Here is a 24,279-nt window from a genome sequence, read left to right as displayed (position 1 = left end):
TTATCCGACTGTTGCTTTTTTGTCACGGAAGTCCGCGACTTTTAATTCCGTTCGTGCGATGGCTTTCTCTTGTTCTTCATGAGAAGCTGGCGCGATTAGTGAACCGATCACACAAATGGAGACATTTAAAGCAAGTCCAAGCACGCCGCCGTGAATACCGTAAAAGGTGTTGTTGCCTGTGAGTGTCATCAGCCCGGCGAGGAGCGCTCCAGCTAACATGCCGATAAAAACAGGTTTAGGGGCAAGCTTCTTCCAGTAGAGGCCAAGCCCAAATGCCGGGAACACTTGAACAAGCAATTCGAATTTCAAGACGAATATTTGGTACAACGTTCCTGGAGGGTTCCAAGCAATCCATAGCAGCAAGGCAACAGCGATTACACCGGCAACTTTGCCTACTTTTACTTTTTGTGCTTCTGTTGCTTTACGGTTTATGTATTCGCCATAAATATCTTTGGAAATGATCGAAGAAAAGCTAAGCAAAGCCGAATCGGCGGTTGAGATGATGGCTGATACGATCGCCCCGAAAAAAATGACCATTGCCCAATAATAGATGCTGTTTAAGGCTGCTACATCATTGGCAAGGATGCCAATCAGCTGTTCGGACTGGGCAACATCGAGATTCGGATACAGGGAAAGGCAAATAATGCCGACGATGAACACAAAACCAGTTGTAACTGGCGGCATCCACGCCATTCTTGCCAGCGACCGTTTTAACGTCCGTTCGCTTTTGGAAGAATAAATTCGCTGAATCGCATGGGGATAGATGATCGCACCAAACCCGATCAGCACAATCATGCTTAGCCAGTTGATCGATGTGATCGTGTCAGGGACGCCTATTTTCTCTGGAACGGTGTTTGCTAAATCTTGTGTCATTTCCGCGAAGTTGCCACCTGTCAATGTGAGGGCGCCAATTAGCAAGATAATGATGCCAACTAATAAGGACAGGCCTTGTAGGACATCGGTATAGGCAACTGCCTTCATGCCGCCCATCCATTCATAAGCAAGCATGACAAGAATAAACCCGATCACTGCATATTCATACGGAATCGCCCCGCCAGTTAGGCCGGCAACCGCATGGCCGATGGCAACAAGCTGCTCAAGCAAATAGTTGCAAAGCGCCCAAAGCATTAAGGCAACAGCGAGAAGCGTGACGCTTTTTGAGCGGAACCGGTGTGTGATCCAATCAGCGGGTGTGATAAATTGAAAACGTTTGGACAATACATAAAGGCGCGGCGCGATTAGCAAATACATGCCAATAATGATCGTCATAAAAGGAATCGATTGCAGCCACGAAAAGCCTTCCCGGTATGCGGTTGGTGCATAGCCGACAACGTTGTTTCCGCTATATTGGGTGGCATACAGCGTGAAAAATAGGGCAATCAGCCCTAGGTTTTTGCCTGCTAAATAATAATCGCCGAGTGTATTGCTCACTTTCTCGCCCCTGCCTGCCCACCAACCAATCAATAACGTGATGACAGCGTACGCACATAAAATAATAATTCCGTCTGTTCCGGAAAACGTTAAGTTCATAGGCTGCTCCTTCTTTCTTCGTCGGATTCTTCTTCAACGTCTTCAACAATATTCCACTGGCTAAACATTAACCAATTGATATAGCCGCATAGGGCGAGTGAGAGGATAATGGTAATCACAGCCCAATACGGGAACCCAAATATAAAAGGCTCAGCGCTACCCCGAGGCAAATACCATGGCGCGTTAAAAAGGACGAGCAAGCCCATTACCACCCAAATCCATGGCTTTTTCACAGGTTCTTTTATGTTCTTATCCATTTGGCACCTCCGTTTTATATAATTTGTCGTTTCTGCAAAGCGGCTAACGCCTCATTGTCAAGGTTCAGCAACTGCCCGTAGACGGCTTCATTATCGCTACCAGGAGCAAGAGAACCAGTGTGTTTGATCGCCCCTGGCGTCCGGCTAAGTTTAGGAACGATACCAGGCATTGGAAAAGGCCCAAGTGTAGGGTGGTCGACGTGGACAATCATTTCCCGCGCTTGGTAGTGAGGGTCTTCAACCATCTCTTTTGCCGAATAAATCAATCCAGACGGAACGCCTTTTTGTTCGAGAATCGCAAGCGCCTCCTCGGCAGAAAGAGAGGTTGTCCACCTTTCAATTCGTTCATCAAGCGCTTTCATATTATCCCCGCGTGCTTCATGGCTGCAGTAATCGGGATGGTTTGCCAACTCCGGTTCGCCCATCGCTTCACAAAGCCGGCGAAACACGCCATCTGCATTAGCGCCAATGACAATGAAGGTACGGTCTTTTGTCAAATAAATGTTAGAAGGAGCAATGCCAGGAAGCGTATTGCCCATCCGTTCACGGATCGCCCCTGCGAGCAAGTAGTCAGGCACTGTGCTTTCCATGACGGCAAAGACCGATTCATAAATCGCGGTATCGACGATTTGGCCTTTGCCTGAACGGTTGCGCTCTTGCAACGCAGCCAAGCAGCCGATTGTCGAAAATAAAGCAGCTAGTGTATCGCCAATCGATATGCCAATCCGCGATGGAGGCCGGTCTTGGTAGCCAGTTACGTGGCGGATGCCGCCCATTGCTTCGCCAACGCTGCCAAAGCCAGCACGGTTTTTATATGGTCCTGTTTGCCCGAAACCGGATGTACGCACCATAATCAGCCCTTCATTTTTTTCAGAAAGTGTTTCATACGAGAGCCCCCATTTCTCCATCGTGCCAGGGCGAAAATTTTCTATAATGATGTCCGATTTTTCGGAAATCTCCTTAAAGAGTTGTTGCCCTTCTTGTTCCCGTAAGTTCAATGTGATGGAGCGTTTATTCCTTGATTGGATCGGCCACCACAGCCCGATGCCATTTTTATGTTTTCCCCACTTTCGCATAGGATCTGGTTTATCCGGTGGTTCAACTTTAATGACTTCTGCGCCAAAGTCGGCAAGCAATCTCCCTGTAAAAGGGCCGGCAATTAAAGATCCTAATTCAAGCACGCGAATGCCTTCCAACGGTAAAGGCGACGATGTTGAGTGTGACATACATTCCCTCCTGTTGTTAGCGCTTTCTTTTAAAACAATCTATCACTTTGTATACAAAAAGTCTATCTTATTTGTTAGAAAAATTAGATATTGAGTCTTTTTACCTAGTGCAGGATAACTGGGTTTAAAGAGGATTTTGGTTTAAAAACGAATAATAGGCACATTTTGACGTGTTAAATATCCGCCATATTCGTTAAAAACATTTTTTAAATCGGATTGTTTTCTATTAATATTCGTCTTTTTTTAGTGGGCCTGTTTCGAAAAAAACACTTGCTAAATTCGAGTATACATCATTTTGTATACAATTTAAGCGTTGCCATCATTGGGAACATCGGCTACACTAAATTGTAAGAGGTGTGGCAATGAACGTATACGAGCAAATGAAAGAAGCGATTATAACTGGCCGCTACAAACAAGGGGAGCGCCTTACTGAGGAAGCGCTTACAATTGACTGGAATGTGAGCAGGACGCCTATTCGCAGCGCATTAAAGCAGCTTGAATTTGATGGGCTAGTCCAACCGCTAAAACGGGGATTTTTCGTCCGAGCCTTTTCAAAAGAAGACTTGCGGCAAATTTACGATTTACGAGCATTGCTCGAAAGCTATGGCGCCGGGCAAGCTGCCCTGCATCACCAATCAGAAGATTTGGCGGCAATACAACAAGCAAACAGCCAGTATGAACAAGCGATATTGGCTTCATCCTTGCCCCATGAAGAGCGGATCAGTGCTGTCATTGCTGCCAACACACAATTTCATGATGCAGTTTATCGTGCGAGCCGCAACCGGCATATCCAAGAATTAATTGCAAAAGTGGTCGTATTGCCTTTTATTTACCGATCTTTTTATTGGTTCGGCGAAGACGGATTGCAGCAGTCCCTTGCTGCCCATAAAACGATTGTGGCAGCGATTGAAGAGAGAGATGGGGAACGGGCAAAAGCGGCAATGAACGAACATATTTTCAAAGGCAGGGATTATGTGCTTCATTATTACGAGGGAGGGGACAAATTTGGTTGACATTTGTGAGGTTGGCCCTAGAGATGGTCTACAAAATGAACAGGTAAGGCTGTCGGTGGAACAAAAAATTGAGATGATGGAACGCGCTGCTCGTTCTGGCATTTCGAAAATTGAAGCTGTTTCCTTTGTAAACAAGAAGCTCGTTCCGGCCATGGCTGATGCTGAAGAAATAATGGCCGCATGGCAGAGCCGGGAAAATGTCCGCGTCGCTGGATTAGCGCTATCTCGCTCAGGAATAACACGAGCATTGCAAACATCAATTGACGTTCTTCATATAACCATTTCTGCAAGTGATGTTTTTAATAAGAGAAATGCCAACAAAACCGTTGCTGAAGGCTTAAGCGATTTGCTGCCGGTTGTAGGCGAGGCAAGTACCCACTTGCCAGTTGTCGCGGTCATTTCAACTTCTTTTGGCTGTCCTTTTAGCGGGGACGTGCCAACGGAGACCGTTTTTTCAGTATGCGAGTCTTTCCTTAAAGCTGGTGCAACGGAAATGGTCTTGGCTGACACGACAGGGATGGCAAACCCTCGCCAAGTAGCAGAAACTGTTCGTGGGTTCTATCGTACATTTGGAGAGGATATTCCTTTAGGCCTCCATTTCCACAATACGCGGGGGCTCGGGCTGGCTAATGCAGTGGCAGGGTATGATGCAGGCGTCAGACGCTTTGATTCGGCTGTTGGAGGTCTTGGTGGCTGTCCCTTTGCGCCAAAAGCCACAGGAAACATTTGTACAGAGGATTTAGTCCACATGTTCCATGAAATGGGCATTGACACAGGCACCGACCTGGATGGCCTTATTACACTTGCCCAACAAGTTGAAAAGTGGATGGGAAAACGCCTTGAAGGCCTTGTCATGAAGGCAGGGAAGCGGTCAGAACTTGCTGTGTAAACGTGGTAGTAAGCGTGTACTTAATAAAGGGCGTTTCGGATTCGGCTCCGCTTAGATCGAAAGCGCTGGTCAGCCAAGATGTGAAAGCACAGTAAAAAAGATGTAATAAGAGTGGTATCAATTGGTGGCGTGGGTATCATTTTATTGTTAAGCGTGCCTATCCTGTTTAACTTCATTTTTAAGTAAAAATGGTAAAAAGTAGAAAACGCCCCGAAAATGAGGATTCACTTCATTTTCGGGGTATTTTTACTAAAAATGGATCATAACTCTGGAAGACTAGAAGTAATAGATAATTCATAACTTGTCTGACGTTGTTTAGCAGCCCCACTTCAAGTAACCCGTAAGGTGATAAATGGTTGTAGTTCACCTCAACCGAGCCTAGTTACTTCATTTCAATAACAAAACAACCTCGTTCAGTGAAACATCCTTAATAAAGGGCGTTTTTTTATTGTCCATAGCCAAGAAATTATTTCTTCTATAAAGAAAAAATAATAATTAAATGTAGTAAAACAAACAGAATAAAGTCTTTATTGTAGTTTAATTACAGAAAATAGAGGGTTTAAACCGATTAAAAGTTGTGTAAGCGGCTATTTTGTAGTAAACTTACTAACATTGAAGGGGGTGTTGTTGCTTGGCTCGTTTTCAAGAACGGATTAAACAAAATGAAGCGTCATTGACAGGTTCAGAGAAGAAAATTATTACTCAACTAAAAAAGCATGAAAAGCCATTTTTGTTGTCCATGAATGAATTGGCGCTTTTAAGCAAAGTGAGTGAACCAAGCGTTGTTCGCTTATATAAAAAGTTGGGCTACAGCAGCTACCAAGAGCTAAAAGTCGCGCTTGCTCAGGAACTAGCTGAAATCAAACCGGCATCAAAAGAAAGCGCTGACATTGAGGCTGAGGATCTGGCTGATACGGTGTTTGTCAAAATGAGTGAACAGATTACAGCAGCTTTAACGATGACCAAACATGCAATAGAGTTAGAGAAAATCGAGGAAGCGATTGGCAAACTCCACGCAGCAAAGCGCTTGTATTTCTTTGGCCAAGGCTTATCGGGGACAATTGCAGAGGACGGCGCCCACAAGTTTATGCGGCTAGGGGGGATGACGTTATCAGTGAAGGACCCCCATTATCAGGCGATTTATGCGAGTCATATGGATGGAGGGGATGTCGTTGTTGCCATATCCCATTCTGGGGAAACAATTGATATCATCAATGTTTGTGATATGGCGAAAAGCAATGGTGCATGCCTCATTGTCATTACATCGAACAAAAATACGACACTTGCTTCGATGGCTGATTATTTGCTGTTGACGCAAGCGGCTGAAACAAATAGGCAACCTGATGCTATGGTTTCCCGTGTCATTCAACTGGCATTAATCGATACGCTTTATTTACGGGTGGCGGCAATGGCTGGGCCAAAAGGAAAGGAAAATGTAAATAAGTCGCGCTTAGCCGTGACGCGGATGAAGAAATAGCGCCTGTCGATCGAAATAGAGAAGCTTTCAAAAGTTGAGGTGTGTTTATGTTAGAGGGGTACAGTTTAATTGTTGGCTTTGTGATTGCCCTAACATTATTGTTTTTGTTGATTATTAAATTTAAATGGGATGCCTATATTGCCTTGCTTGTTGTCGCCCTCGGCCTTGGCTTAGTATCCGCAATACCGACTAGGGAACTTGCTGGCATCATTGCTACCGGGTTTGGCAATACGTTAGCTGGCGTTGGGATTTTAATAGGTCTTGGCATTATCTATGGGCAGCTGCTTGCCTCTTCAGGGGCGATTGAGAAAATTGCTGTCTCGATGCTAAAGGCATTTGGTGTCAAAAACTCGCCCTACGCATTGGCTGCAACAGCAACAACGGTAGCGATTCCTGTGTTTTTTGATGCCGCTTTTGTCATTTTAAACAAACTGGTGCAAAGCTTGGCGCTTAAAACCAAACTGTCACTGGCGACACTTGTTGGTATTCTCGCCATCGGGCTAATCGTTTCACACAGCGTCATTATCCCGACGCCAGGCCCACTTGTAGTAGCAGACCAAACCGGTGTCGATATCGGCGTCTTTTTTCTTTATGGCTTGCTTGTTGCTGTTGTGGCCACATTGGTTGGCGGCGTCATTTACAGCAAGACCGTTGGAGGGCGGATCCCCACAGGCCAGCGTTTAGCAGATGCTGAAAAGGAAATTGCTGCTGCGGCCGACATTGAACAACAGAAGGAAATTTCAGCATGGTTGTCTTATGTCATGCTGGCTTTGCCGATTGTGCTCATTTTAGCGAATACGTTAATGAATAATATTATTTTTCGTGGCAATGAAGACGCTTTCTTGCCGACTGTTTTTGCTCTAGTCGGTGATAAAAATGTTGCGCTTTTAATTAGTGTTATTGCCGGCATTTATGTATTGAAGCCTTATTTGCGTGAAAAACCAAAAGTCGTTTTAAATAAAGCGTTTGAAGCTTCAGGCATGATTTTGCTCATTACTGGGGCCGGCGGCGCGTTTGGTTCAGTCGTCCAAGAGACAGGGCTTGGCGACCAACTGATTGCCGTGATGCAAGGCTTGAATATGCCAGCGCTGCTGCTTGCATTTGTGTTCGCGCAAATTTTGCGGGCATCCCTTGGAAGCGCTACCGTTGCCTTGATCACAACGTCGTCTATTCTAGGCCCAATGGCCGGAGAATTAGGGGTATCGCCGGTTTTGCTTGGGCTTGCAATTTGTGCTGGGGGCATTGGGCTTTCCTTGCCAAATGATTCAGGCTTCTGGGTTGTTTCCAAGTTCGGGCGCCTATCGATGGTCGAAACGATTAAAGTGTGGAGTATTGGCGGTTTTGTTGCGGGAGTGACAGCGCTCGGCTTCATTTATTTGCTAAGTCTCGCATCGGCATACATGCCAGGGTTATAAATAAAGAGAGATAAAGGTGTGGTAGAAATGAAAACACGCGTTGGCTTTATTGGATTAGGAATCATGGGTGCGCCAATGGTGCGCAATCTACTAAAAAAAGGCTATACGGTGTCAGTGTATGACGTCCAGCAAGAGCGAATCGACATGCTTGCAAAAGAAGGTGCTTTTCCAGCTATTTCTGGAAAAGCAATAGCGCTAAACAGCGATGTGGTCATCACGATGTTGCCAAAAGGTGAACATGTCCGTTCAGCCATATTTGGCGCAAATGGCGTTATGGAAGGTGCCGAGAAAGGCATGGTGATTGTTGATATGAGTTCAATTTCACCAGTCGACTCGCGGCAACTGGCACAACAAGCTTCTGAAAGAGGCGTTGTCTTTTTAGATGCACCTGTCAGCGGTGGTGAGCCGAAAGCAATTGACGGAACGCTGGCAATTATGGTTGGCGGCGACGAGACGGTATTTGAATCAATTAAACCGGTTCTTGCTGCGATGGGGACAGACGTTGTCCTTGTAGGCGAATCAGGCTGTGGAGCGACTGCGAAACTAGCCAACCAAATTATTGTTAATTTGAACATTGCCGCCGTTTCAGAAGCGTTGGCACTGGCAGCCAAAGCGGGCATTAACATTGAAAAAATGTACGAAGCAATCCGTGGCGGGCTTGCTGGAAGCACGGTGCTTGATGCCAAAGTGCCAATGATCCTCAACCGTGACTTTAAAGCTGGCGGACGGGTTGATATTAATTTAAAAGACTTGACTAATGTAATGGATACAGCGCATGCATTGTCTGTACCGTTGCCGTTATCAAGCCAACTGCTGGAGATTTTCCATGCATTAAAAGCCGATGGGAAAGAAGCGCTCGACCATGCAAGCATTGTCCAACATTATGAAAAATTGGCCAATGTCATAGTGGAGAGGGAGGCATTGAAACAATGAAACATTTACATGCAAAAACGGTTTTAAACACGCTTCCCGCCATTGACCGTACGCTTGTACAGCAGTCATTAGAGCAAGAATTAAAAGAATCTCCTTATAAAATGATTGTTCTTGATGATGACCCGACAGGCATCCAAACCGTTCACGGCGTTTCTGTTTATACCGATTGGAGTGAAACATCCATTCGCGCAGGCTTTCGTGAAAGCAACCGCCTTTTCTTTTTGCTGACCAACTCGCGCAGCTTTACCCGGAGCGAGACGACCGCTTGCCATAAAGAAATTGCGGAACGGGTGCAGCGCATCTCTGAGGAAGAGGGCATTCCGTATGTACTCGTAAGCCGTGGTGATTCAACGCTTCGTGGCCATTATCCGCTGGAAACAGACGTATTAAAACAGACGATTGAAGGCATGTCGGAAATTCGTTTTGACGGTGAAGTGGTGATGCCGTTTTTTAAAGAAGGAGGCCGATTGACAATCGGCGATGTCCACTATGTCCAAGACGGGGAGTCGCTCGTTCCTGCCGGGGAAACCGAGTTTGCGAAAGACCGGACATTTTCGTTTTCAGCTTCTCACCTTGGCGAGTGGGTTGAAGAGAAGACGGAAGGCGAGTATACAAAAGAACAGACGATCTATATTCGTTTACAAGATTTGCGTGAAAAACAAGTCGACTATGTCAAAGAGCAGCTTATGAAAGCGCAAGGGTTTCAGAAAATCGTTGTCAATGCTGTCGAGTATAGCGATGTTGAAATCTTTGTAACTGCCTTTATTAAAGCTCTAAAAGCAGGCAAGCGTTTCCTTGTCCGCAGCGCCGCTTCGCTGACAAAAGTGCTTGGTGGTGTGGCCGATAAACCGCTGTTAAAGAAAGACGACCTTGTTGACGAGGCAGCAACGAACGGAGGCCTTGTTATCGTCGGTTCCCACGTGAAAAAAACGACAGAACAGTTGCGGCAACTTCTTGATAGTGGTCTCGTTGAAGGGGTTGAATTGGATGTCCATCTAGTTCTTTACCCTGAGCAATTTGAACGGGAAGTTGCCAGAGTCCGCCGTGAATGCGAGGCGGCTATTGCCAGTGGCCGGTCGGTTGTCTGTTATACGCGGCGAGAACGCCTTGATTTAGGTGACAATCAGGCAGAGGAAGAATTGAAATTGGCAGTAAACATTTCTGATGCCGTTACGAGTATTGTCAGTGACTTACAAGTTAGGCCTAAATACATTGTCGCAAAAGGCGGCATCACATCGAGCAGTATCGGCACGAAAGGGTTGGCTGTTAAGCGCGCTGAAGTGCTAGGGCAAATACAACCAGGTATTCCTGTATGGAAAACAGGGAACGAAAGCAAATTTGCAAATGCGACCTACATTATTTTCCCTGGCAATGTTGGCCGGCCCGAAACATTAAAAGAGGTTGTAGAAGAGTTAGAACAATGATAAACAGCTAGTGATTGTCGATTCTTTTTGGGCCTGAGATTTGCAAAATGGCATAATGATAGGAAGCTAAGGAGCGATCAATCAACGAGCTTAAGATAAAAAAAGGAGTGCCATAACTGGGGCACTCCTTTTTGTTTATACAACTGCTTGTGCTGCTGCGTGTTTCCGTTCAGCATGTTCTTGCTTAGCTTTTGCCAGCAATTCTGGCTCGGTTAATAGCTGAAAGCCGATAAGGGCTAGGCCTTTTGCTCCGGTAATGAGCGCTTGATTGCCTTGGGGCGAAGCGGCAGCTTCCCGGAAGGCAACCGTGTGGCCGACTAAATCGTCTGGGCCGATTTTAATGTAAGGGTGTATCGTAGGCACGACTTGGCTGATATTGCCTGTATCCGTGGAGCCTAGGCCGTCACGTTCGTCTGTCTGGACGTCTTCGCCTAGCTCTTTGAAAATGGAAACAAACTGTTCATTTAAGACATCGTTTGGCAGCAGGTCGTCGACTTTGTTTTGGAACTCGACAATTTCAAGAGTTGCCCCTGTAGCAAGGGCAGCCCCTTGGGCAATCGCATCGATTTTTTGGCGGATGATGTCTGTTTTTGGACGTGTATTGGCGCGAACGTAAAAGCGTGCCCGTGCATAGTCAGGGACAATATTAGCGGCGTCGCCTCCGTCAGGAATGATGCCGTGAATGCGCACATCATCGGTCACATGCTGGCGCAATGCATTAATGCCATTAAAAAGCTGAATGACACCATCTAGGGCGTTAATGCCTTTTTCAGGCGCACCGGCAGCATGAGCTGGCTTGCCATGGAACACATAATCGACAGGGTCGACAGCGAGAGAACGGCCTGATACTCGTGTCTCTCCGCTAGGGTGGATCATCAGTGCAGCGTCGATGCCAGCTAAGAGCCCTTCACGGACAAAGCTGCCTTTCGCGCTGCCGTTGTCGCCGCCTTCTTCAGCTGGTGTACCGAGAACGACGACACGCCCACCTGATTCATGGAGTTGTTCCCCTAAGGCAATGGCTGCAGCGACGCTTGTAGTGCCGATAATGTTATGGCCGCAGGCATGGCCAATGCCAGGCAAGGCATCGTATTCAGCTAGAAAAGCAATGGTTGGTCCAGCTGGGTCGCCCTTTTCGGCAAAAAAGCCGGTTTTGTGGCCAGCCACATCGAGTTTGACACTAAAGCCAGCGGATGTAAGGAGCTCCGTTAGTTGGGAAGAAGCAAACACTTCTTCATTGCCGATTTCAGGGTTTTCATGGATTTGCTGGCTTGTGCGAATAAAGATTTCTGCTTGGCTGTCAATCGCTGATTCAATTGCTTGCTTTGCAAAAGTATAGGTCGGCATTGGTTTCGCTCCTTAACGTGGATAACTGTTTAACTCATCCAGTGAAATGTAGGTTGGGATAGTGGCGCCTGCGTATTCTTCTTCAATAAACGTCTTGACTTCATCACTTTGGTAAATGTCGACAATGCGTTGTAGGACAGGGTTGTCTGCGTCTTCGCTTCGTGCCGCTATGATGTTAATGTACGGCGTAGCTGTTTCGCTTTCCAAGGCAATCGCATCTTCAGGTGGAACGAGCCCGGCATCAACGGCAATGCCATTATTGATGAGGGCTGCATCCACGTCTTCCATGAGACGAGGAGCGTTGCCAGCGACAATTTCCGTTAATTTAATGTTTTTTGGATTGTTTTTAATTTGGTCAACGCCGCTTGTAACGCCGAAGTCATCTTCTAGTTCAAGCAGGCCTGCTTCTTGCAAGAGCATTAAGTTGCGTGCTTGGTTCGTCGCTTCTTTATCAATGGTAATCTCGGCACCATCAGGAATGTCGTCAACTGAATCATACTTAGTGGAATAAAGCCCCATTGGCGCAAGCACTGTAGAACCGATCGCTGTTAAGTCAAGGTCATGTTCTTCGATAAAGTGGTCAAAATAGGAAATCGTTTGGAATGCATTGGCGTCGATTTCGCCGTCGGCTAAAGCCTGGTTTGGCTGGACGTAGTCATTAAAACGAACAATTTCAATTTCAATGCCTTCTTCAGCAGCAATGTCAGCAATGAAGTCCCATTGCGGCGTATCTGTGCCAGTAACGCCAATTTTGACGCTAACAGGATTGTCGGGGCTGTAGTCCGTCGTTTCGTCTAAGCTGTCTGCGCCAGCATTGCAAGCAGTGAGGGCAAATGCGGCTAAAATGGAAAGCGATGCGGTCGTAACTGTCTTTTTCATAGATGGTTTCTCTCCTCTTTCATATCTGTATGTCTCTTTATCGTCTACGGACGCGTTTCGATGAAATGTTTCCTAAAGATTGCAAGCCTTGGACAATGACAATTAACAACAATACTGTGATGAGCATCGTGCCATTGTCAAAACGCTGGTAGCCATATGTGATCGCTACGTCGCCAATTCCGCCTGCGCCAATTGCTCCTGCCATCGCTGTCGCGCCAACAAGACCGATCGTCGCTGTTGTTAAGCTGAGAAGCAAAGAAGACAGCGCTTCGGGTAAGATGAAGCGAAAAATAATTTGCGCTTTTGATGCGCCCATTGCGTCAGCGGCTTCAATAATGCCAGGTTCCACCTCAAGCAGCGAGTTTTCAATTAACCGGGCAATATAAGGGCCGGCGTAAAACACGAGCGGCACAATCGCGGCCGTCGTTCCAATCGCAGAGCCCATCAAAAAACGGGTAAAGGGAATCAGCGCCACCAACAAAATGATAAAAGGCACAGAGCGGAGCACGTTAATGATTGGGTTGAGCGTATGGAACACAAAGCTGTTTTCGAGTATGTGCCCTGGCCGAGTAACAACAAGGGTAACACCAAGCAAAATGCCGATCACCCCAGAAAACAACAAGGACCAGCCGACCATATAGACAGTTTCATATAAGGATTCGAGCAATAGCTCGCTCGTAATATTAGGGCGAATTGCTTCAGGCAGCCACTCGAGCATCGCCTGTCACCTCCTTCGGTTGAAGCGGATGCGATTTTAAGTAATTGGATGCTTCTGCAAGTATTTCTGGTTCTGCCCGTAAGTCGAAGTAAATCCGCCCAAACGATGTGCCTTGAATGTCGTTCATTGTCGCATGCAAAATGTCAACTTCAATGCCAAATGTCTGGATTAACGAGCGCAGCAAATCTGAGTGGGAGCTATCGCCAGTGACAGTCACTTCATAAATGCGCCGGTTCGGCTCTTTCTGCTGCAGCGCTTCTTTGACACGGGCAGGCAGGCCAGTCGGGATAATGGAGCGGACGAATTTTTCCGTTGTCGGATGTTGTGGATTTGAAAAAATCGACAACACCGATCCTTCCTCGATGATGCGCCCCTTTTCCATAACGGCGACTTTATCGCAAATCTCGCGAATGACCGACATTTCATGTGTAATCATTAAAATCGTAATGTTGTATTCAATGTTTATTTTCTTTAATAGTTGTAAAATCGAGCTTGTCGTATCTGGATCAAGAGCGGAAGTGGCTTCATCGCAAAGCAACACTTCTGGATTAGTCGCAAGCGCTCTGGCGATGCCGATCCGCTGTTTTTGCCCTCCAGACAATTGTTCTGGATAGTTATCTGCCTTGTCAGATAAACCGACAAATGACAGCAGTTCGGTAACTCTTTTGCGAATGTCCGCTTTTGGCGTTCTTGTTAATTTTAATGGCGTGGCAACGTTGTCGAACACTGTCTTGCTTTGGAGCAAGTTAAAATGTTGAAAGATCATGCCGATATTTCGTTTTGCCTTTTGCAGTTCTCGGCTTTTTAATGTGGCCAAATTAACACCATTAATGAGGACCTCGCCAGATGTCGGTCGCTCAAGCAAGTTGGCACTTCGAATGAGCGTACTTTTCCCGGCGCCGCTAAAACCAATCACACCATAAATTTCCCCTCGGGCGACATGTAAATTCACGTTGTCGAGGGCAGTGACTGTCTGGTTGCCTGAATGAAATGTTTTTGTCACTTGTTTAAATTCAATCACGAAAATTCACTTCCTCTTAAATTAAGTAAACAGCTATGCTTACTAGGTTTTTAAGTCTTGTTCAACAACGGATTTGGCCTTCTTTTAAGAAAAACGAAAAACCCCTCTTCCTGGAAAGAAAGAGGGGTGAATGTTCAATTCAATCTCTTATCTCCCAGGACGTAGTCCTGCTGGAATTAGCACCTTCCGCTCATGGCGGGGTTGCTGAAGCATCATTGGGCCAGTCCCTCTGCTCCTCTTAATAAGAATTCGTATACAATTAAAGTTGTTGAAATTAAGTGTAGCAAAAGCAACTTATCTTGGCAAGAGAAAATTTTTACACTTTACCGCAACAAATCGACGCGCCTTTTTCCTAAAAGAGTTTGTCGCTATAATGGAAGAAAATGGAGGGGAGCGCATTGAACCTCATTTTTAAAGGTAACGGGCAGACAAGTGAAGATATAATCAAACGATATTTAATCAGCGAATCGGTTTACCCAAATACGAAAACGGAACTTGAACTGTTTGGCGTCCATGTTCGTACAGTGAAGGGCTCATGGTTCTATCCAGAACATCAGCATGCTATTTATGAAATCAATTGGGTCATAGAAGGGCAGCAAATTTTTACAACGAATGGGAAGCGCCATGAACAAAATGCTGGTGACTTGGTGCTCGTAAGGCCAGGGGAATTTCATACTAGCAAAGGTGGAAATACAGAGCCTTTCACGTACTTATGCATTCATTTTAATATTGATGACAAACTGTTTTTACCTTATTTAACCAATATTGACCCATTGTTTTTTAAAGCCAGTGGCAGCCTCGCCAAAAAAATGGCGCCATTTCTCGAACGGATTGCTAAATTGCTGGGGCACGATACCTTTGGCCTCGTCGAAAAAATGAATATGCAAGCAGTGATGTTTGAAATGCTGGGCATGCTTGTGATGGGGCTCGAAGAGTTAGAAGGCAAGCGTCTTTCTGAACGGACCGTTGCACTCGCCTATCAAATAGCGGAGCAAATTGAACAGAACTTGGAGGGAGGCGGACAGTTAGAAAAAAGCAATATTGAACAAATTGCCAAAAAAATGAACATAAGTGTTTCGTATTGCAATCAATTGTTTAAAAAAGTATACCAAATGTCTCCGCGCAAGTATTGGTCCTTTAAACAATTAAATAAAGCAAAAGCGCTGTTGGTGCAAAAAGATATGACGATTGAAATGGTTGCCGATCAACTTGGCTATTACGATATCTCCCATTTTAGCCGCCAATTCAAACGATGGACTGGCCTAGCACCAAGCCAGTTTCGCGCAAAACATGAGTCACTTTACTGAAAATAATTTACGAGGGAGCAGGCAAGCCACAATGTCTGCTCTCGTCTTAGGAGGGAGCGTACCAGAGCGTTGCTTTCTGGCGAGTAAACGTTCGATCTGCAATTCCCCTCGTTTTCACTCTGAATCTGGCTTTTATCAGGCCCATGTTTGAAGCCCTTTTGTGCAGGTATGGGTAAATAATGCGCAGAAACGTACATGTTTTTCCCTCTAATTGGTTGGTAAAATGAAAGCGGTAACAAAAATGAATAAGGAGCGGACAAATGATACGAAACCCTGTTTTAAAAGGCTTTAATCCAGACCCGAGTATTTGCCGGGTGGGCGATGATTACTATATGGCCGTTTCCACGTTTGAATGGTTTCCCGGTGTACAAATCCACCATTCCCGCGATTTAGTCAACTGGCGCCTCATTAGTCGGCCACTTAATCGCATCAGTCAATTAAACATGATTGGCAATCCCGATTCTGGTGGTGTGTGGGCGCCGTGCTTGAGCTACTCCAATGGGAAATTTTGGCTTGTTTACTCTGATGTAAAAGTAGTGGAAGGCAATACGTGGAAAGACGGCCATAACTATCTTGTGACATGTGAAACGATTGATGGGGAATGGAGCGAGCCTATTTATTTGAACAGCTCTGGCTTTGATCCTTCTTTATTCCATGATGAAGACGGGCGTAAGTATGTGGTGAATATGGTGTGGGACCAACGGGTGTACAATCATCGTTTTTATGGAATTTGCATACAGGAATACAGCGTATTGGAAAAACGATTAGTTGGTAAACCGCAAATGATTTTTAAAGGGACGGAATTAGGGTTAACAGAAGCCCCTCACCTTTACCAGGCAAACGGCTATTATTATTTACTGACAGCAGAAGGTGGAACGAAATATGAGCATGCGGCCACGATTGCCCGTTCGAAAGAGATACATGGCCCTTACGAAGTCCATCCACAAAACCCAATATTGTCGAGCTGGGCAGATCCGCGCCATCCGTTGCAAAAAGCCGGCCATGCCTCTCTTGTAGAAACGCAACATGGCGACTGGTATATGGCTCACTTATTAGGCCGGCCCATTAGGAGGCGAGGGAAGAAGCTCTTAGAAGAGCGAGGCTTTTGCCCACTTGGCCGTGAAACGGCGATCCAAAAAATAGAGTGGAAAGATGACTGGCCTTATGTTGTCAATGGCCCTTTGCCATCAGTAGAAGTGGCCGGGCCAAAATTGCCTGAAGTTCAATGGCCACAAGACTATCCCAAGTGCGATCAATTCGATCACCCTGTTTTGAACCACCACTATCAAACATTGCGAATTCCATTTAATCAAGAAATTGGTATGATCGACCATGAAGCCGGCATTCTGCGCCTGTTTGGGCGGGAATCACTCCACTCCAAACATACACAAGCACTTGTCGCCCGCCGCTGGCAAAGTTTTCACTTTGACGCTGCGACGGAAGTATCTTTTTACCCAGAAACTTTTCAACAGGCAGCCGGGTTAATTTGCTATTACGATACTGAAAATTGGGTTTCGCTTCAAGTAACTTGGCATGAGCAGAAAGGACGGATTTTAGATCTTGTCCAATGCGACCATTTTCATGTCTCCCAGCCATTGCAAGGCAGCGAAATCGTTGTGCCAGAACAGGCAGCCACTGTCCACCTTAAAGTCAGCGTCCGTTACGATACATTCTCGTTTGCTTATTCTTTTGATGGCAGCCATTTTGAGGATATTGGCGTTTCTTTTGACACCTATAAACTTTCTGACGACTACATCGCCCATGGTGGGTTTTTTACAGGAGCGTTTGTCGGCATGCATTGCCAAGACACGTCAGGTGTACGCAAACATGCAGATTTCCACTCGTTTTCTTATCACGAGTTAGAGAGCAACAGTCTCAATCAAGCAGAAGGAGGGACAAGCGCTAGGAAAAGTGTGATTCATGGATGACGGACTAGGCGACGACATACGATTGCTTGGCAAAGTGAAAAGCAAACGATATCGAAGGGGGAAGGAAGTTTATACAATCGCCTTTTTCGTATAAATGCCTGCCAGACTGGCTTCCCCATTCGACGCCAACGTCGTTAGCGCGCTTTTCCACCGTGGACTTCTGCATCAGAGCAAGGGATTGGAAATAAACGAGCGAAAAAGAAAAGGGGGACTGGCAGTATGCCTATTCAAGAGAAAACTAAAGCAAGAGATACTTGCTGGCTTCCTGAAGAAGGGCAAGGGCACCGAGCCGAAAAAGTCCACATTTCCGTAGTAGGAAATGGTTTAAGATTGGACACGATCAAAAAGCTGGCGCAGACGTATTTGCCACGGGTATTTGCCCATGTGGACATAGTAGATGCCGAGTTTGCAAATGTAATCGTAGGAACGTTTGCCGATTTGGGCCGCAGCGAACGGGTGGGCCATCAAGAAGGGTACCGTATATTCGCTGACGGCAGTCAACTAATCATTGCAGGCGATACAGAATGTGGCGTCCTCTATGGCTTTTACGAGTTTCTAAAGAAAAGCCAACAAGGGTGTCCGTTGCTAGCGATGGAAGCGGAAGACCAGCCTGCGATGGAAGTGCGGATGATCAACCATTGGGATAACTTGGATGGTTCCGTGGAAAGAGGATATGCAGGGAAATCGCTTTTTTTTGACAACAACGCCTGGGCAGCGTCAGACGAAGAAATCGTCCAATATGCGGAAATGCTTTCTTCCATAGGCGTCAATGCTTTGACTATTAACAATGTAAACGTCCATGCAAAAGAAACAGAACTCATTACAGAAAAGTGGTTTCCACAATTGGCAAAAGTAGCAAACTTATTTGATGCTTACCACATTACGCTTTTTTTAAGCGCAAACTTTGCCAGTCCGATGACACTGGGGCATTTGCAAACTGCGGATCCCCTTGATAGGCGTGTTGTTCACTGGTGGAAAACGCAAGTCGAGGAAATATACAAGTACATTCCTACATTTGGCGGCTTTGTGATAAAAGCCGATTCCGAACATCGGCCTGGACCATTTACATATGGCAGGACGCATGCACAAGGCGCTAATATGCTTGCTGATGCGTTAAAACCATATGGTGGCGTTGTGTTTTGGCGTTGCTTTGTCTATGATTGCTTGCAAGATTGGCGTGATCGTTCGACCGATAGGGCTAAGGCGGCCTATGAGCATTTTGCTCCTTTGGATGGGACATTTGCAGACAATGTCATTTTGCAAATTAAAAACGGCCCAATGGATTTTCAAGTGCGGGAACCTGTCTCGCCCCTATTTGGAGCATTAACACAAACGAACTACGTCATGGAACTACAAATTACCCAGGAATACACCGGGCAGCAAATCGATGTTTGTTACTTGCCGATGCAATGGCAAGAAATATTGGCATTCGACACACATGCAAATGGAGAGGGCACCAATATAGCCGCTCTTCTTTCTAGCCACCAACAGCACGGAAAGGGGAAAGGCGTAACAGCTGTTACAAACATAGGAAACAATCAAAACTGGACGGGGCATGCATTTGCTCAAGCCAATTTATACGGTTATGGCCTACTCGCCTGGAATCCTGAGCAGTGCCCAAGAAAGGTTGCTGAAGAATGGGCAAAGCGGACGTATGCGCACTTGTCAGCTGAGGTGCGGCAAACGATTTGTTCGATTTTAAAGCGGTCATGGCGAGTTTATGAAGCTTATACAGCCCCTCTTGGTGTCGGTTGGATGGTCAACACAGGCCATCATTATGGGCCAAATGTAAATGGGTATGAATACTCGCCATGGGGAACGTACCATTTCTCTGACCGAAATGGCTTAGGGGTTGACCGTACCAAAATCGGAAGCAATTACGTTAGCCAATACAAACAACCTGTGGCTGAGTTGTATGGAAATGTAGCGACTTGCCCAGACGAATTGTTATTGTTTTTTCACCATGTTCCTTATACCCATATGCTAAAAAGTGGAAAGACCGTAATCCAACATATTTATGACGCCCATTTTGAAGGTGTAGAGGAGGTTGAAGCGTTTCTAGAAGCATGGGAGGGACAAAAGGAAGCAGTGCCTGACAGTCTTTATAAGCATGTAAAAGAAAGGCTTGAAGCTCAATTAGCGAATGCCCGCGAATGGCGCGACCAAGTAAATACGTATTACTACCGGATGTCGGGAATAAACGACGAACACGGCAGAAAAATTTATTGGTAAAAATCACAAAAGTTATGCTGGTAAAGGCACTTTCTATTAATGAAAATCAGTTTTCATCAGGTGACAGCGGTTTTTCTCTTGGTGGAGGGGGACCGTAAGCACCTGTGCCCATAGTCTTCCAAATAAGTAGCGTAGGAAAGAGCGTTCATCAAAGTTAGGGGAGGGTTACATGGCAGGGATTGACAAAGCTAGAAATGCGCATGTTTTTACAGAGGTAAAAATGCGTAAGCTGACACGACTAAGAACGGTTATTCGAAAAGATTGGCAACTATATTCCTTACTGCTATTACCCCTTATTTACTTAGTGATTTTTAAATATGGTCCGATGATTGGCAATGTCATTGCATTTAGGCGCTTTGTCCCTGGGGGCCATTTGTTTGGGGAAGAATGGGTAGGTTTTCACTATTTTAAAATGTTTATTAATGACCCTACCTTTTGGAAGGTCTTTACGAATACGCTCATGCTTGGCGGGCTTACATTGTTGATTTGCTTTCCAATGCCGATTATTTTTGCGTTGTTGTTAAATGAAATTAAGGCTAAAAAATTCAAAAAATTTGTTCAAACGGCTTCTTATTTGCCTCATTTCTTATCGATCGTTATTGTAGCAGGGATGATCTTGCAATTAACAGCTCTTAACGGTTCGATTAATGTGATCGTTGAATTCTTTACTGGAGAAAAAATTAATTTTATTCAACAGGCTGAATGGTTTCGGACCATTTATATTACTTCTGACATCTGGCAAGGGATGGGTTGGGGAGCAATTTTATACTTGGCTGCATTAACAACGATTGATGACTCTCTCTATGAGGCGGCAAAAATCGACGGAGCCAATCGTTGGAAGCAAACGTTGCACATCACCATTCCAGGAATTCTTCCAACGATTATTACATTGTTAATTCTAAATATTGGTAGTTTTTTGGCTGTCGGTTTTGAGAAAATTTTACTTATATACAACCCATTAACCTATGAAACGTCAGATGTCATTTCAACTTACTTGTATAGGGTAGGCCTGGAATCTAGCAACTTTAGTTATGCGACGGCGATTGGCTTATTTGAATCCATCATAGGCTTAGTACTGATTTTAACAGCAAACGGTATTTCTAGAAAGTTAACGGAAAGAAGCTTGTGGTAGGGAGGAGGAAATATGCAGGAATCCATCCAGTACAAGATTTTTAAAGTATTCAATGTGTTTATTTTGCTAGTCATTGTCTTTTGTACGCTTTATCCTTTTTTAAATGTGGTTGCACAATCTTTTAGTAGTGAAGCTTATATTAGCGCTGGAGAGGTTAATTTAATTCCAAAAGGCTTTAATATTGAAACGTATAAGACAGTAATTGAAGATAGAATGTTTTGGATTAACTATAAAAATACTGTTGTTTATACAGTGGTTGGAACAGGCATTTCCATGTTTTTTACGACGATCTTTGCCTATGCACTGTCAAAAAGACGGTTGGTTGGCCGCAGGTTTTTAACATTATTTGCCGTTTTCACGATGTTTTTTAATGGAGGTTTAATCCCGAACTATCTCCTAATCAATAACTTAGGGTTCCATAATACCATTTGGGCGATTGTGATCCCTGGAGCGATTAGTATTTATAACATGCTTATTATGAAATCGTTTTTTGAAAATATGCCTGATGAGCTAGAAGAAGCAGCCGCAATGGATGGAATGAATACGTATGGAATTCTTCTCAAAATCGTTTTGCCACTTAGTAAAGCAGTGATGGCAACAATGGTTCTCTTTTATGCAGTTGGACACTGGAATTCTTGGTTTCCTGCCTTTTTGTATCTTGACCAAAAGGACTTGTTCCCCGTTACGATCTACTTGCGAAATATGATTGCTGGGGCTACTGGCGGTGCGGCAACGGGCGCAACATCAGCAGATAACTTAATACAAATTTCCGCCAATATCAAATCGGTTACGATGGTTCTGACGATATTACCGATTTTAACTGTCTACCCGTTTGTTCAGAAATACTTTGTCTCAGGCGTCATGTTAGGGTCTGTTAAGTAAATCAAGTGTTATAGCAATGGCATCAGTCATTAACCGCTCAAGAGAGGAAGAAGAAGCGTAGGCTTTTCGAATAAAAAGGGAGGGAATAGAAATGAGAGAGTGTCTAAAAAAGAAATGGACTGCTTTTTGTCTAACGGCTTTAGTTTCACTAGTGATTGCTGGCTGTTCCAGCACCGATTCTGACGGCGAAGAAGAAATGAATTCCAAAGGCGCGATGGAATCGTATAATGTCGGCGACACATTTAAAGCCGAAGAAGCGCTTGAGTTTTCGATGATGTACAGCGACCACCCAAATTACCCTTATAAAGAGGATTGGTTGTTGTGGGAGAAGATCGAAGAACTCACGAATGTGACGCTAAATCCGACGATTATTCCAATGAGCGATTACACACAAAAACGAAACTTGTTAATTAGTTCTGGGGAATCGCCACTCATTATCCCAAAAACGTACCCGGGGGAGGAGGCTTCATTTGTCCCTTCTGGCGTGATTTTGCCTGTTAGTGATTATATGGATAAAATGCCCCATTTTAAAGATAAAATTGAGAAATGGGAAATGGAAGATGAATTAGAAACGTTGCGGCAAAGTGACGGAAAATTTTATCTTCTTCCAGGCTTACATGAGAACGTATGGCCAGAGTATACATTGATTGTACGAACCGATATTTTTGAGGAAAATAATATCCCGCTGCCAACAACTTGGGATGAATTATACGAGGCAATGAAGACGTTAAAAGACATTTATCCCGATGTCACTCCATTTTCTGACCGTTATGAATTTAATAGCACGCTTAATATTGCCGCAACAGGTTTTGGCACGAAGGCAGGCTGGGGTTTTGGCAATGGCTTAACATACGATGATGCAAAAGATCAATTTGTTTATAGCGCAACGACAGACGAATACAAAGAACTGTTGACATATTTCAATAAATTGGTGGAAGAAGGCCTTTTAGATAAGGAAAGCTTTACACAGGGAGATGAACAAGCTACCCAAAAATTTGTTTCTGGAAATTCATTTATTATTAATGGAAATGCCCAAGATGTTGTGACATATAGAACAAGCATGGACAAATTACTAGGTGAAGGCAGTTATTCGATTGCAAAAATAACAGTGCCAGGCGGCCCTGCCGGCCACTTAATGGGAGGAAGTCGTTTCGAAAATGGCGTGATGATTTCATCTAAAGCAAAAGAAAGCGAAAACTTTGAAGCATTGCTGCAATTTATTGATTGGCTTTATTACAGTGATGAGGGGCAAGAATTCACAAAATGGGGTATTGAAGGCACGACCTATACGAAAACAGATGGCGTGCGAAATTTAGCAGACGATGTGAATTACAATGGATTAAACCCTGACGGAACAACGGATTTGCGTGTGGATTATGGTTTCTCTGGCGGCGTTTTTGCTTATGGAGGGACAACGGAGCTGCTCCATTCGATGTTTACTGAGGAAGAGATCAAATTTCAAGAGGATATGGCAAACACAAAAACAGCCATTCCTTTAGAACCACTCATTCCCTATACAGCAGAGGATAGAGAACAGGCGACGTTATTGAGCACGCCACTAAAGGACTATACAGACCAAAATACATTAAAGTTTATTTTAGGGGAACGTGATTTAAATGAGTTTGACACGTTTGTAACAGAGTTGGAAGGACAAGGATTGCAAAGGTATGTCGACCTCGCCAACCAAACATACCAAAACTATAAGCAGTCCCGTAACTGATCCATTATTCTAGGTTGTCCTTCTCATTTGAAGGGCAGCCTGGTTACCTATCGAGTTATTACATAAGTAAAACAGCTAAGAAAGGGGTGAACGGACATGGAAGATAGAAAAGAATTTGGTCAAGGAATCTTATTTACGGTGACAAACTATATTTATTGGTTTCTTTTGACAAATGTCTACTTTATCTTAACGAATAGCGTGTTTCTATTCTTCTTCATGACATTACAACCTTCTTTCTCCAACATCCTTTTATACTTTTTGGCATTGATACCATCAGGGCCGGCGATTGCAGCGATGTGCTATTCAATGGAGAAGCTTGTGAGAACGCAGGAGTTGTCACCTACACGGGATTTTTTTGAAGGCTATAAAAAAAATCTAAAAGATACGTTTTCCATCTGGTTGCCTATGCTTGTCATCTGCTTCATTTTATTAGTCGACTTCCAATATCTTCGTCAATCATCATCACAAATTAGTCAAGTTGGGTCGGTCATCCTAGTTGTTCTGTTGATAATATGGACAATGGTAATGTTAAACGTTCTAGTAATAAATGCGCGCTACAAATTCAGAATGCGGGATGTGGTGAGATTGTCGGTTTATTATGGTTTTACGAAAGTGAAACAAACGACAGGAAATTTGTTGATCTTATTTATAGTTGGGGTCATCACGGCTGGCACAACGAATTTTTTTATCCTGTTTACAGGAAGTTTAATTGTTTTCTTGATCGTGCTAAATATGAGATCCGTTTTTGCCGATATTGAAGACCACTTTTTGGCGACGCCCTCAAAAGGGAAACAATCAAGAGCTTAAATAATTTCTTGCTTTTATAACATAAAGTAACATCTTACGGAGGGACAGCGAATAAGCAAGCGTTCGATCTATCTCCGGAAGGATAAAGGGGATCTAGTTTTGTATATTTTCCTCGAAAAGGTTTGAATCGTGTCGATCTGTGGAA

21 protein-coding genes and 1 riboswitch are annotated in these 24,279 nt (G+C 44.7%); of the genes, 13 read left to right on the top strand and 8 right to left on the bottom strand.

The window, feature by feature from the left end; all coding sequences use genetic code 11:
• From BC8716_RS03620 to BC8716_RS03610, 3 genes are read right to left on the bottom strand one after another with little or no spacing between them, the layout of a single operon-like run.
• The gene (locus BC8716_RS03620) at window positions 1-1,530 is read right to left on the bottom strand and encodes a sodium:solute symporter family protein (RefSeq protein WP_063608226.1); all 1,530 of its coding nucleotides are present in this window, start codon (window positions 1,528-1,530) and stop codon (window positions 1-3) included.
• Window positions 1,527-1,787, bottom strand: a complete 261-nt coding sequence (locus tag BC8716_RS03615) for a hypothetical protein (protein ID WP_035205289.1) — start codon at window positions 1,785-1,787, stop codon at window positions 1,527-1,529. Before BC8716_RS03615 ends, BC8716_RS03620 begins: the two co-directional genes overlap by 4 nt.
• 14 nt (window positions 1,788-1,801) lie before the next feature.
• The gene (locus BC8716_RS03610) at window positions 1,802-3,013 is read right to left on the bottom strand and encodes a CaiB/BaiF CoA transferase family protein (RefSeq protein ID WP_094423976.1); all 1,212 of its coding nucleotides are present in this window, start codon (window positions 3,011-3,013) and stop codon (window positions 1,802-1,804) included.
• A 362-nt stretch (window positions 3,014-3,375) separates the two neighbouring features.
• Here BC8716_RS03610 and BC8716_RS03605 point away from each other — a divergent pair, with 362 nt between their 5' ends.
• From BC8716_RS03605 to BC8716_RS03580, 6 genes are all read left to right on the top strand, one after another.
• The gene (locus BC8716_RS03605; protein WP_094423975.1) at window positions 3,376-4,026 is read left to right on the top strand and encodes a GntR family transcriptional regulator; all 651 of its coding nucleotides are present in this window, start codon (window positions 3,376-3,378) and stop codon (window positions 4,024-4,026) included.
• Window positions 4,019-4,915: a hydroxymethylglutaryl-CoA lyase gene (locus BC8716_RS03600; RefSeq protein ID WP_094423974.1), complete on the top strand. Its 897-nt coding sequence runs from the start codon at window positions 4,019-4,021 to the stop codon at window positions 4,913-4,915. Before BC8716_RS03605 ends, BC8716_RS03600 begins: the two co-directional genes overlap by 8 nt.
• A gap of 631 nt (window positions 4,916-5,546) precedes the next feature.
• Window positions 5,547-6,392 carry a MurR/RpiR family transcriptional regulator gene (locus BC8716_RS03595; RefSeq protein WP_094423973.1) on the top strand — a complete coding sequence of 282 codons (846 nt, stop codon included), beginning with the start codon at window positions 5,547-5,549 and terminating at the stop codon, window positions 6,390-6,392.
• 47 nt (window positions 6,393-6,439) lie between these two features.
• Complete coding sequence (locus BC8716_RS03590) at window positions 6,440-7,807, top strand: GntP family permease (protein WP_094423972.1); 1,368 nt, start codon at window positions 6,440-6,442, stop codon at window positions 7,805-7,807.
• A 27-nt stretch (window positions 7,808-7,834) separates the two neighbouring features.
• Window positions 7,835-8,740 (top strand): 2-hydroxy-3-oxopropionate reductase, encoded by a 906-nt coding sequence (gene garR, locus BC8716_RS03585; RefSeq protein WP_035205278.1) that lies wholly within the window; start codon window positions 7,835-7,837, stop codon window positions 8,738-8,740.
• Window positions 8,737-10,164, top strand: a complete 1,428-nt coding sequence (locus BC8716_RS03580; RefSeq protein WP_094423971.1) for a four-carbon acid sugar kinase family protein — start codon at window positions 8,737-8,739, stop codon at window positions 10,162-10,164. The genes garR and BC8716_RS03580 overlap by 4 nt, the downstream gene beginning before the upstream one ends.
• 135 nt (window positions 10,165-10,299) lie before the next feature.
• On the opposite strand, the gene BC8716_RS03575 is transcribed toward BC8716_RS03580, so the two are convergent.
• The 4 genes from BC8716_RS03575 to BC8716_RS03560 are packed head-to-tail and all read right to left on the bottom strand — an operon-like array spanning window position 10,300 to window position 14,126.
• Window positions 10,300-11,508 carry a M20 family metallopeptidase gene (locus BC8716_RS03575; RefSeq protein ID WP_094423970.1) on the bottom strand — a complete coding sequence of 403 codons (1,209 nt, stop codon included), beginning with the start codon at window positions 11,506-11,508 and terminating at the stop codon, window positions 10,300-10,302.
• 12 nt (window positions 11,509-11,520) lie between these two features.
• On the bottom strand, window positions 11,521-12,387 hold the full coding sequence (locus tag BC8716_RS03570; protein WP_011245407.1) for a MetQ/NlpA family ABC transporter substrate-binding protein: 867 nt from the start codon (window positions 12,385-12,387) through the stop codon (window positions 11,521-11,523).
• A gap of 37 nt (window positions 12,388-12,424) precedes the next feature.
• Window positions 12,425-13,105, bottom strand: a complete 681-nt coding sequence (locus tag BC8716_RS03565) for a methionine ABC transporter permease (protein ID WP_011245408.1) — start codon at window positions 13,103-13,105, stop codon at window positions 12,425-12,427.
• On the bottom strand, window positions 13,086-14,126 hold the full coding sequence (locus BC8716_RS03560; protein ID WP_094423969.1) for a methionine ABC transporter ATP-binding protein: 1,041 nt from the start codon (window positions 14,124-14,126) through the stop codon (window positions 13,086-13,088). The genes BC8716_RS03565 and BC8716_RS03560 overlap by 20 nt, the downstream gene beginning before the upstream one ends.
• Window positions 14,127-14,270: 144 nt before the next feature.
• Window positions 14,271-14,374: riboswitch (SAM riboswitch) on the bottom strand.
• A gap of 150 nt (window positions 14,375-14,524) precedes the next feature.
• Between BC8716_RS03560 and BC8716_RS03555 the strand changes: the two genes are divergently transcribed.
• Together BC8716_RS03555 and BC8716_RS03550 are read left to right on the top strand one after the other, a co-directional pair.
• The gene (locus BC8716_RS03555; RefSeq protein WP_251179974.1) at window positions 14,525-15,433 is read left to right on the top strand and encodes an AraC family transcriptional regulator; all 909 of its coding nucleotides are present in this window, start codon (window positions 14,525-14,527) and stop codon (window positions 15,431-15,433) included.
• 260 nt (window positions 15,434-15,693) lie between these two features.
• Complete coding sequence (locus tag BC8716_RS03550) at window positions 15,694-17,361, top strand: glycoside hydrolase family 43 protein (protein WP_094423967.1); 1,668 nt, start codon at window positions 15,694-15,696, stop codon at window positions 17,359-17,361.
• 4 nt (window positions 17,362-17,365) lie between these two features.
• Here BC8716_RS03550 and BC8716_RS22270 read toward each other — a convergent pair whose 3' ends face one another.
• Window positions 17,366-17,512: a hypothetical protein gene (locus tag BC8716_RS22270; protein ID WP_157730344.1), complete on the bottom strand. Its 147-nt coding sequence runs from the start codon at window positions 17,510-17,512 to the stop codon at window positions 17,366-17,368.
• A 68-nt stretch (window positions 17,513-17,580) separates the two neighbouring features.
• Between BC8716_RS22270 and BC8716_RS03545 the strand changes: the two genes are divergently transcribed.
• The 5 genes from BC8716_RS03545 to BC8716_RS03525 all read left to right on the top strand — a co-directional run bounded on the left by BC8716_RS03545 (window position 17,581) and on the right by BC8716_RS03525 (window position 24,134).
• Window positions 17,581-19,593: an alpha-glucuronidase gene (locus BC8716_RS03545; RefSeq protein ID WP_094423966.1), complete on the top strand. Its 2,013-nt coding sequence runs from the start codon at window positions 17,581-17,583 to the stop codon at window positions 19,591-19,593.
• A gap of 169 nt (window positions 19,594-19,762) precedes the next feature.
• A complete protein-coding gene (locus tag BC8716_RS03540; protein WP_094423965.1) occupies window positions 19,763-20,725 on the top strand; it encodes an ABC transporter permease in 963 nt (320 codons plus the stop codon).
• A gap of 12 nt (window positions 20,726-20,737) precedes the next feature.
• Window positions 20,738-21,607: a carbohydrate ABC transporter permease gene (locus tag BC8716_RS03535; protein WP_094423964.1), complete on the top strand. Its 870-nt coding sequence runs from the start codon at window positions 20,738-20,740 to the stop codon at window positions 21,605-21,607.
• A 91-nt stretch (window positions 21,608-21,698) separates the two neighbouring features.
• Window positions 21,699-23,327 (top strand): ABC transporter substrate-binding protein, encoded by a 1,629-nt coding sequence (locus BC8716_RS03530; protein ID WP_094423963.1) that lies wholly within the window; start codon window positions 21,699-21,701, stop codon window positions 23,325-23,327.
• A gap of 96 nt (window positions 23,328-23,423) precedes the next feature.
• Entirely contained in the window at window positions 23,424-24,134 is a 711-nt protein-coding gene (locus BC8716_RS03525) for a YesL family protein (protein ID WP_094423962.1), read from the top strand.
• Window positions 24,135-24,279 lie beyond the last annotated feature (145 nt).

It is taken from the genome of Shouchella clausii (assembly GCF_002250115.1).
Lineage (GTDB): Bacteria > Bacillota > Bacilli > Bacillales > Bacillaceae_D > Shouchella > Shouchella clausii.
The sequence above is the reverse complement of the archived record's forward strand: the minus strand, read 5'-3'. Positions and strand labels throughout refer to the sequence as shown.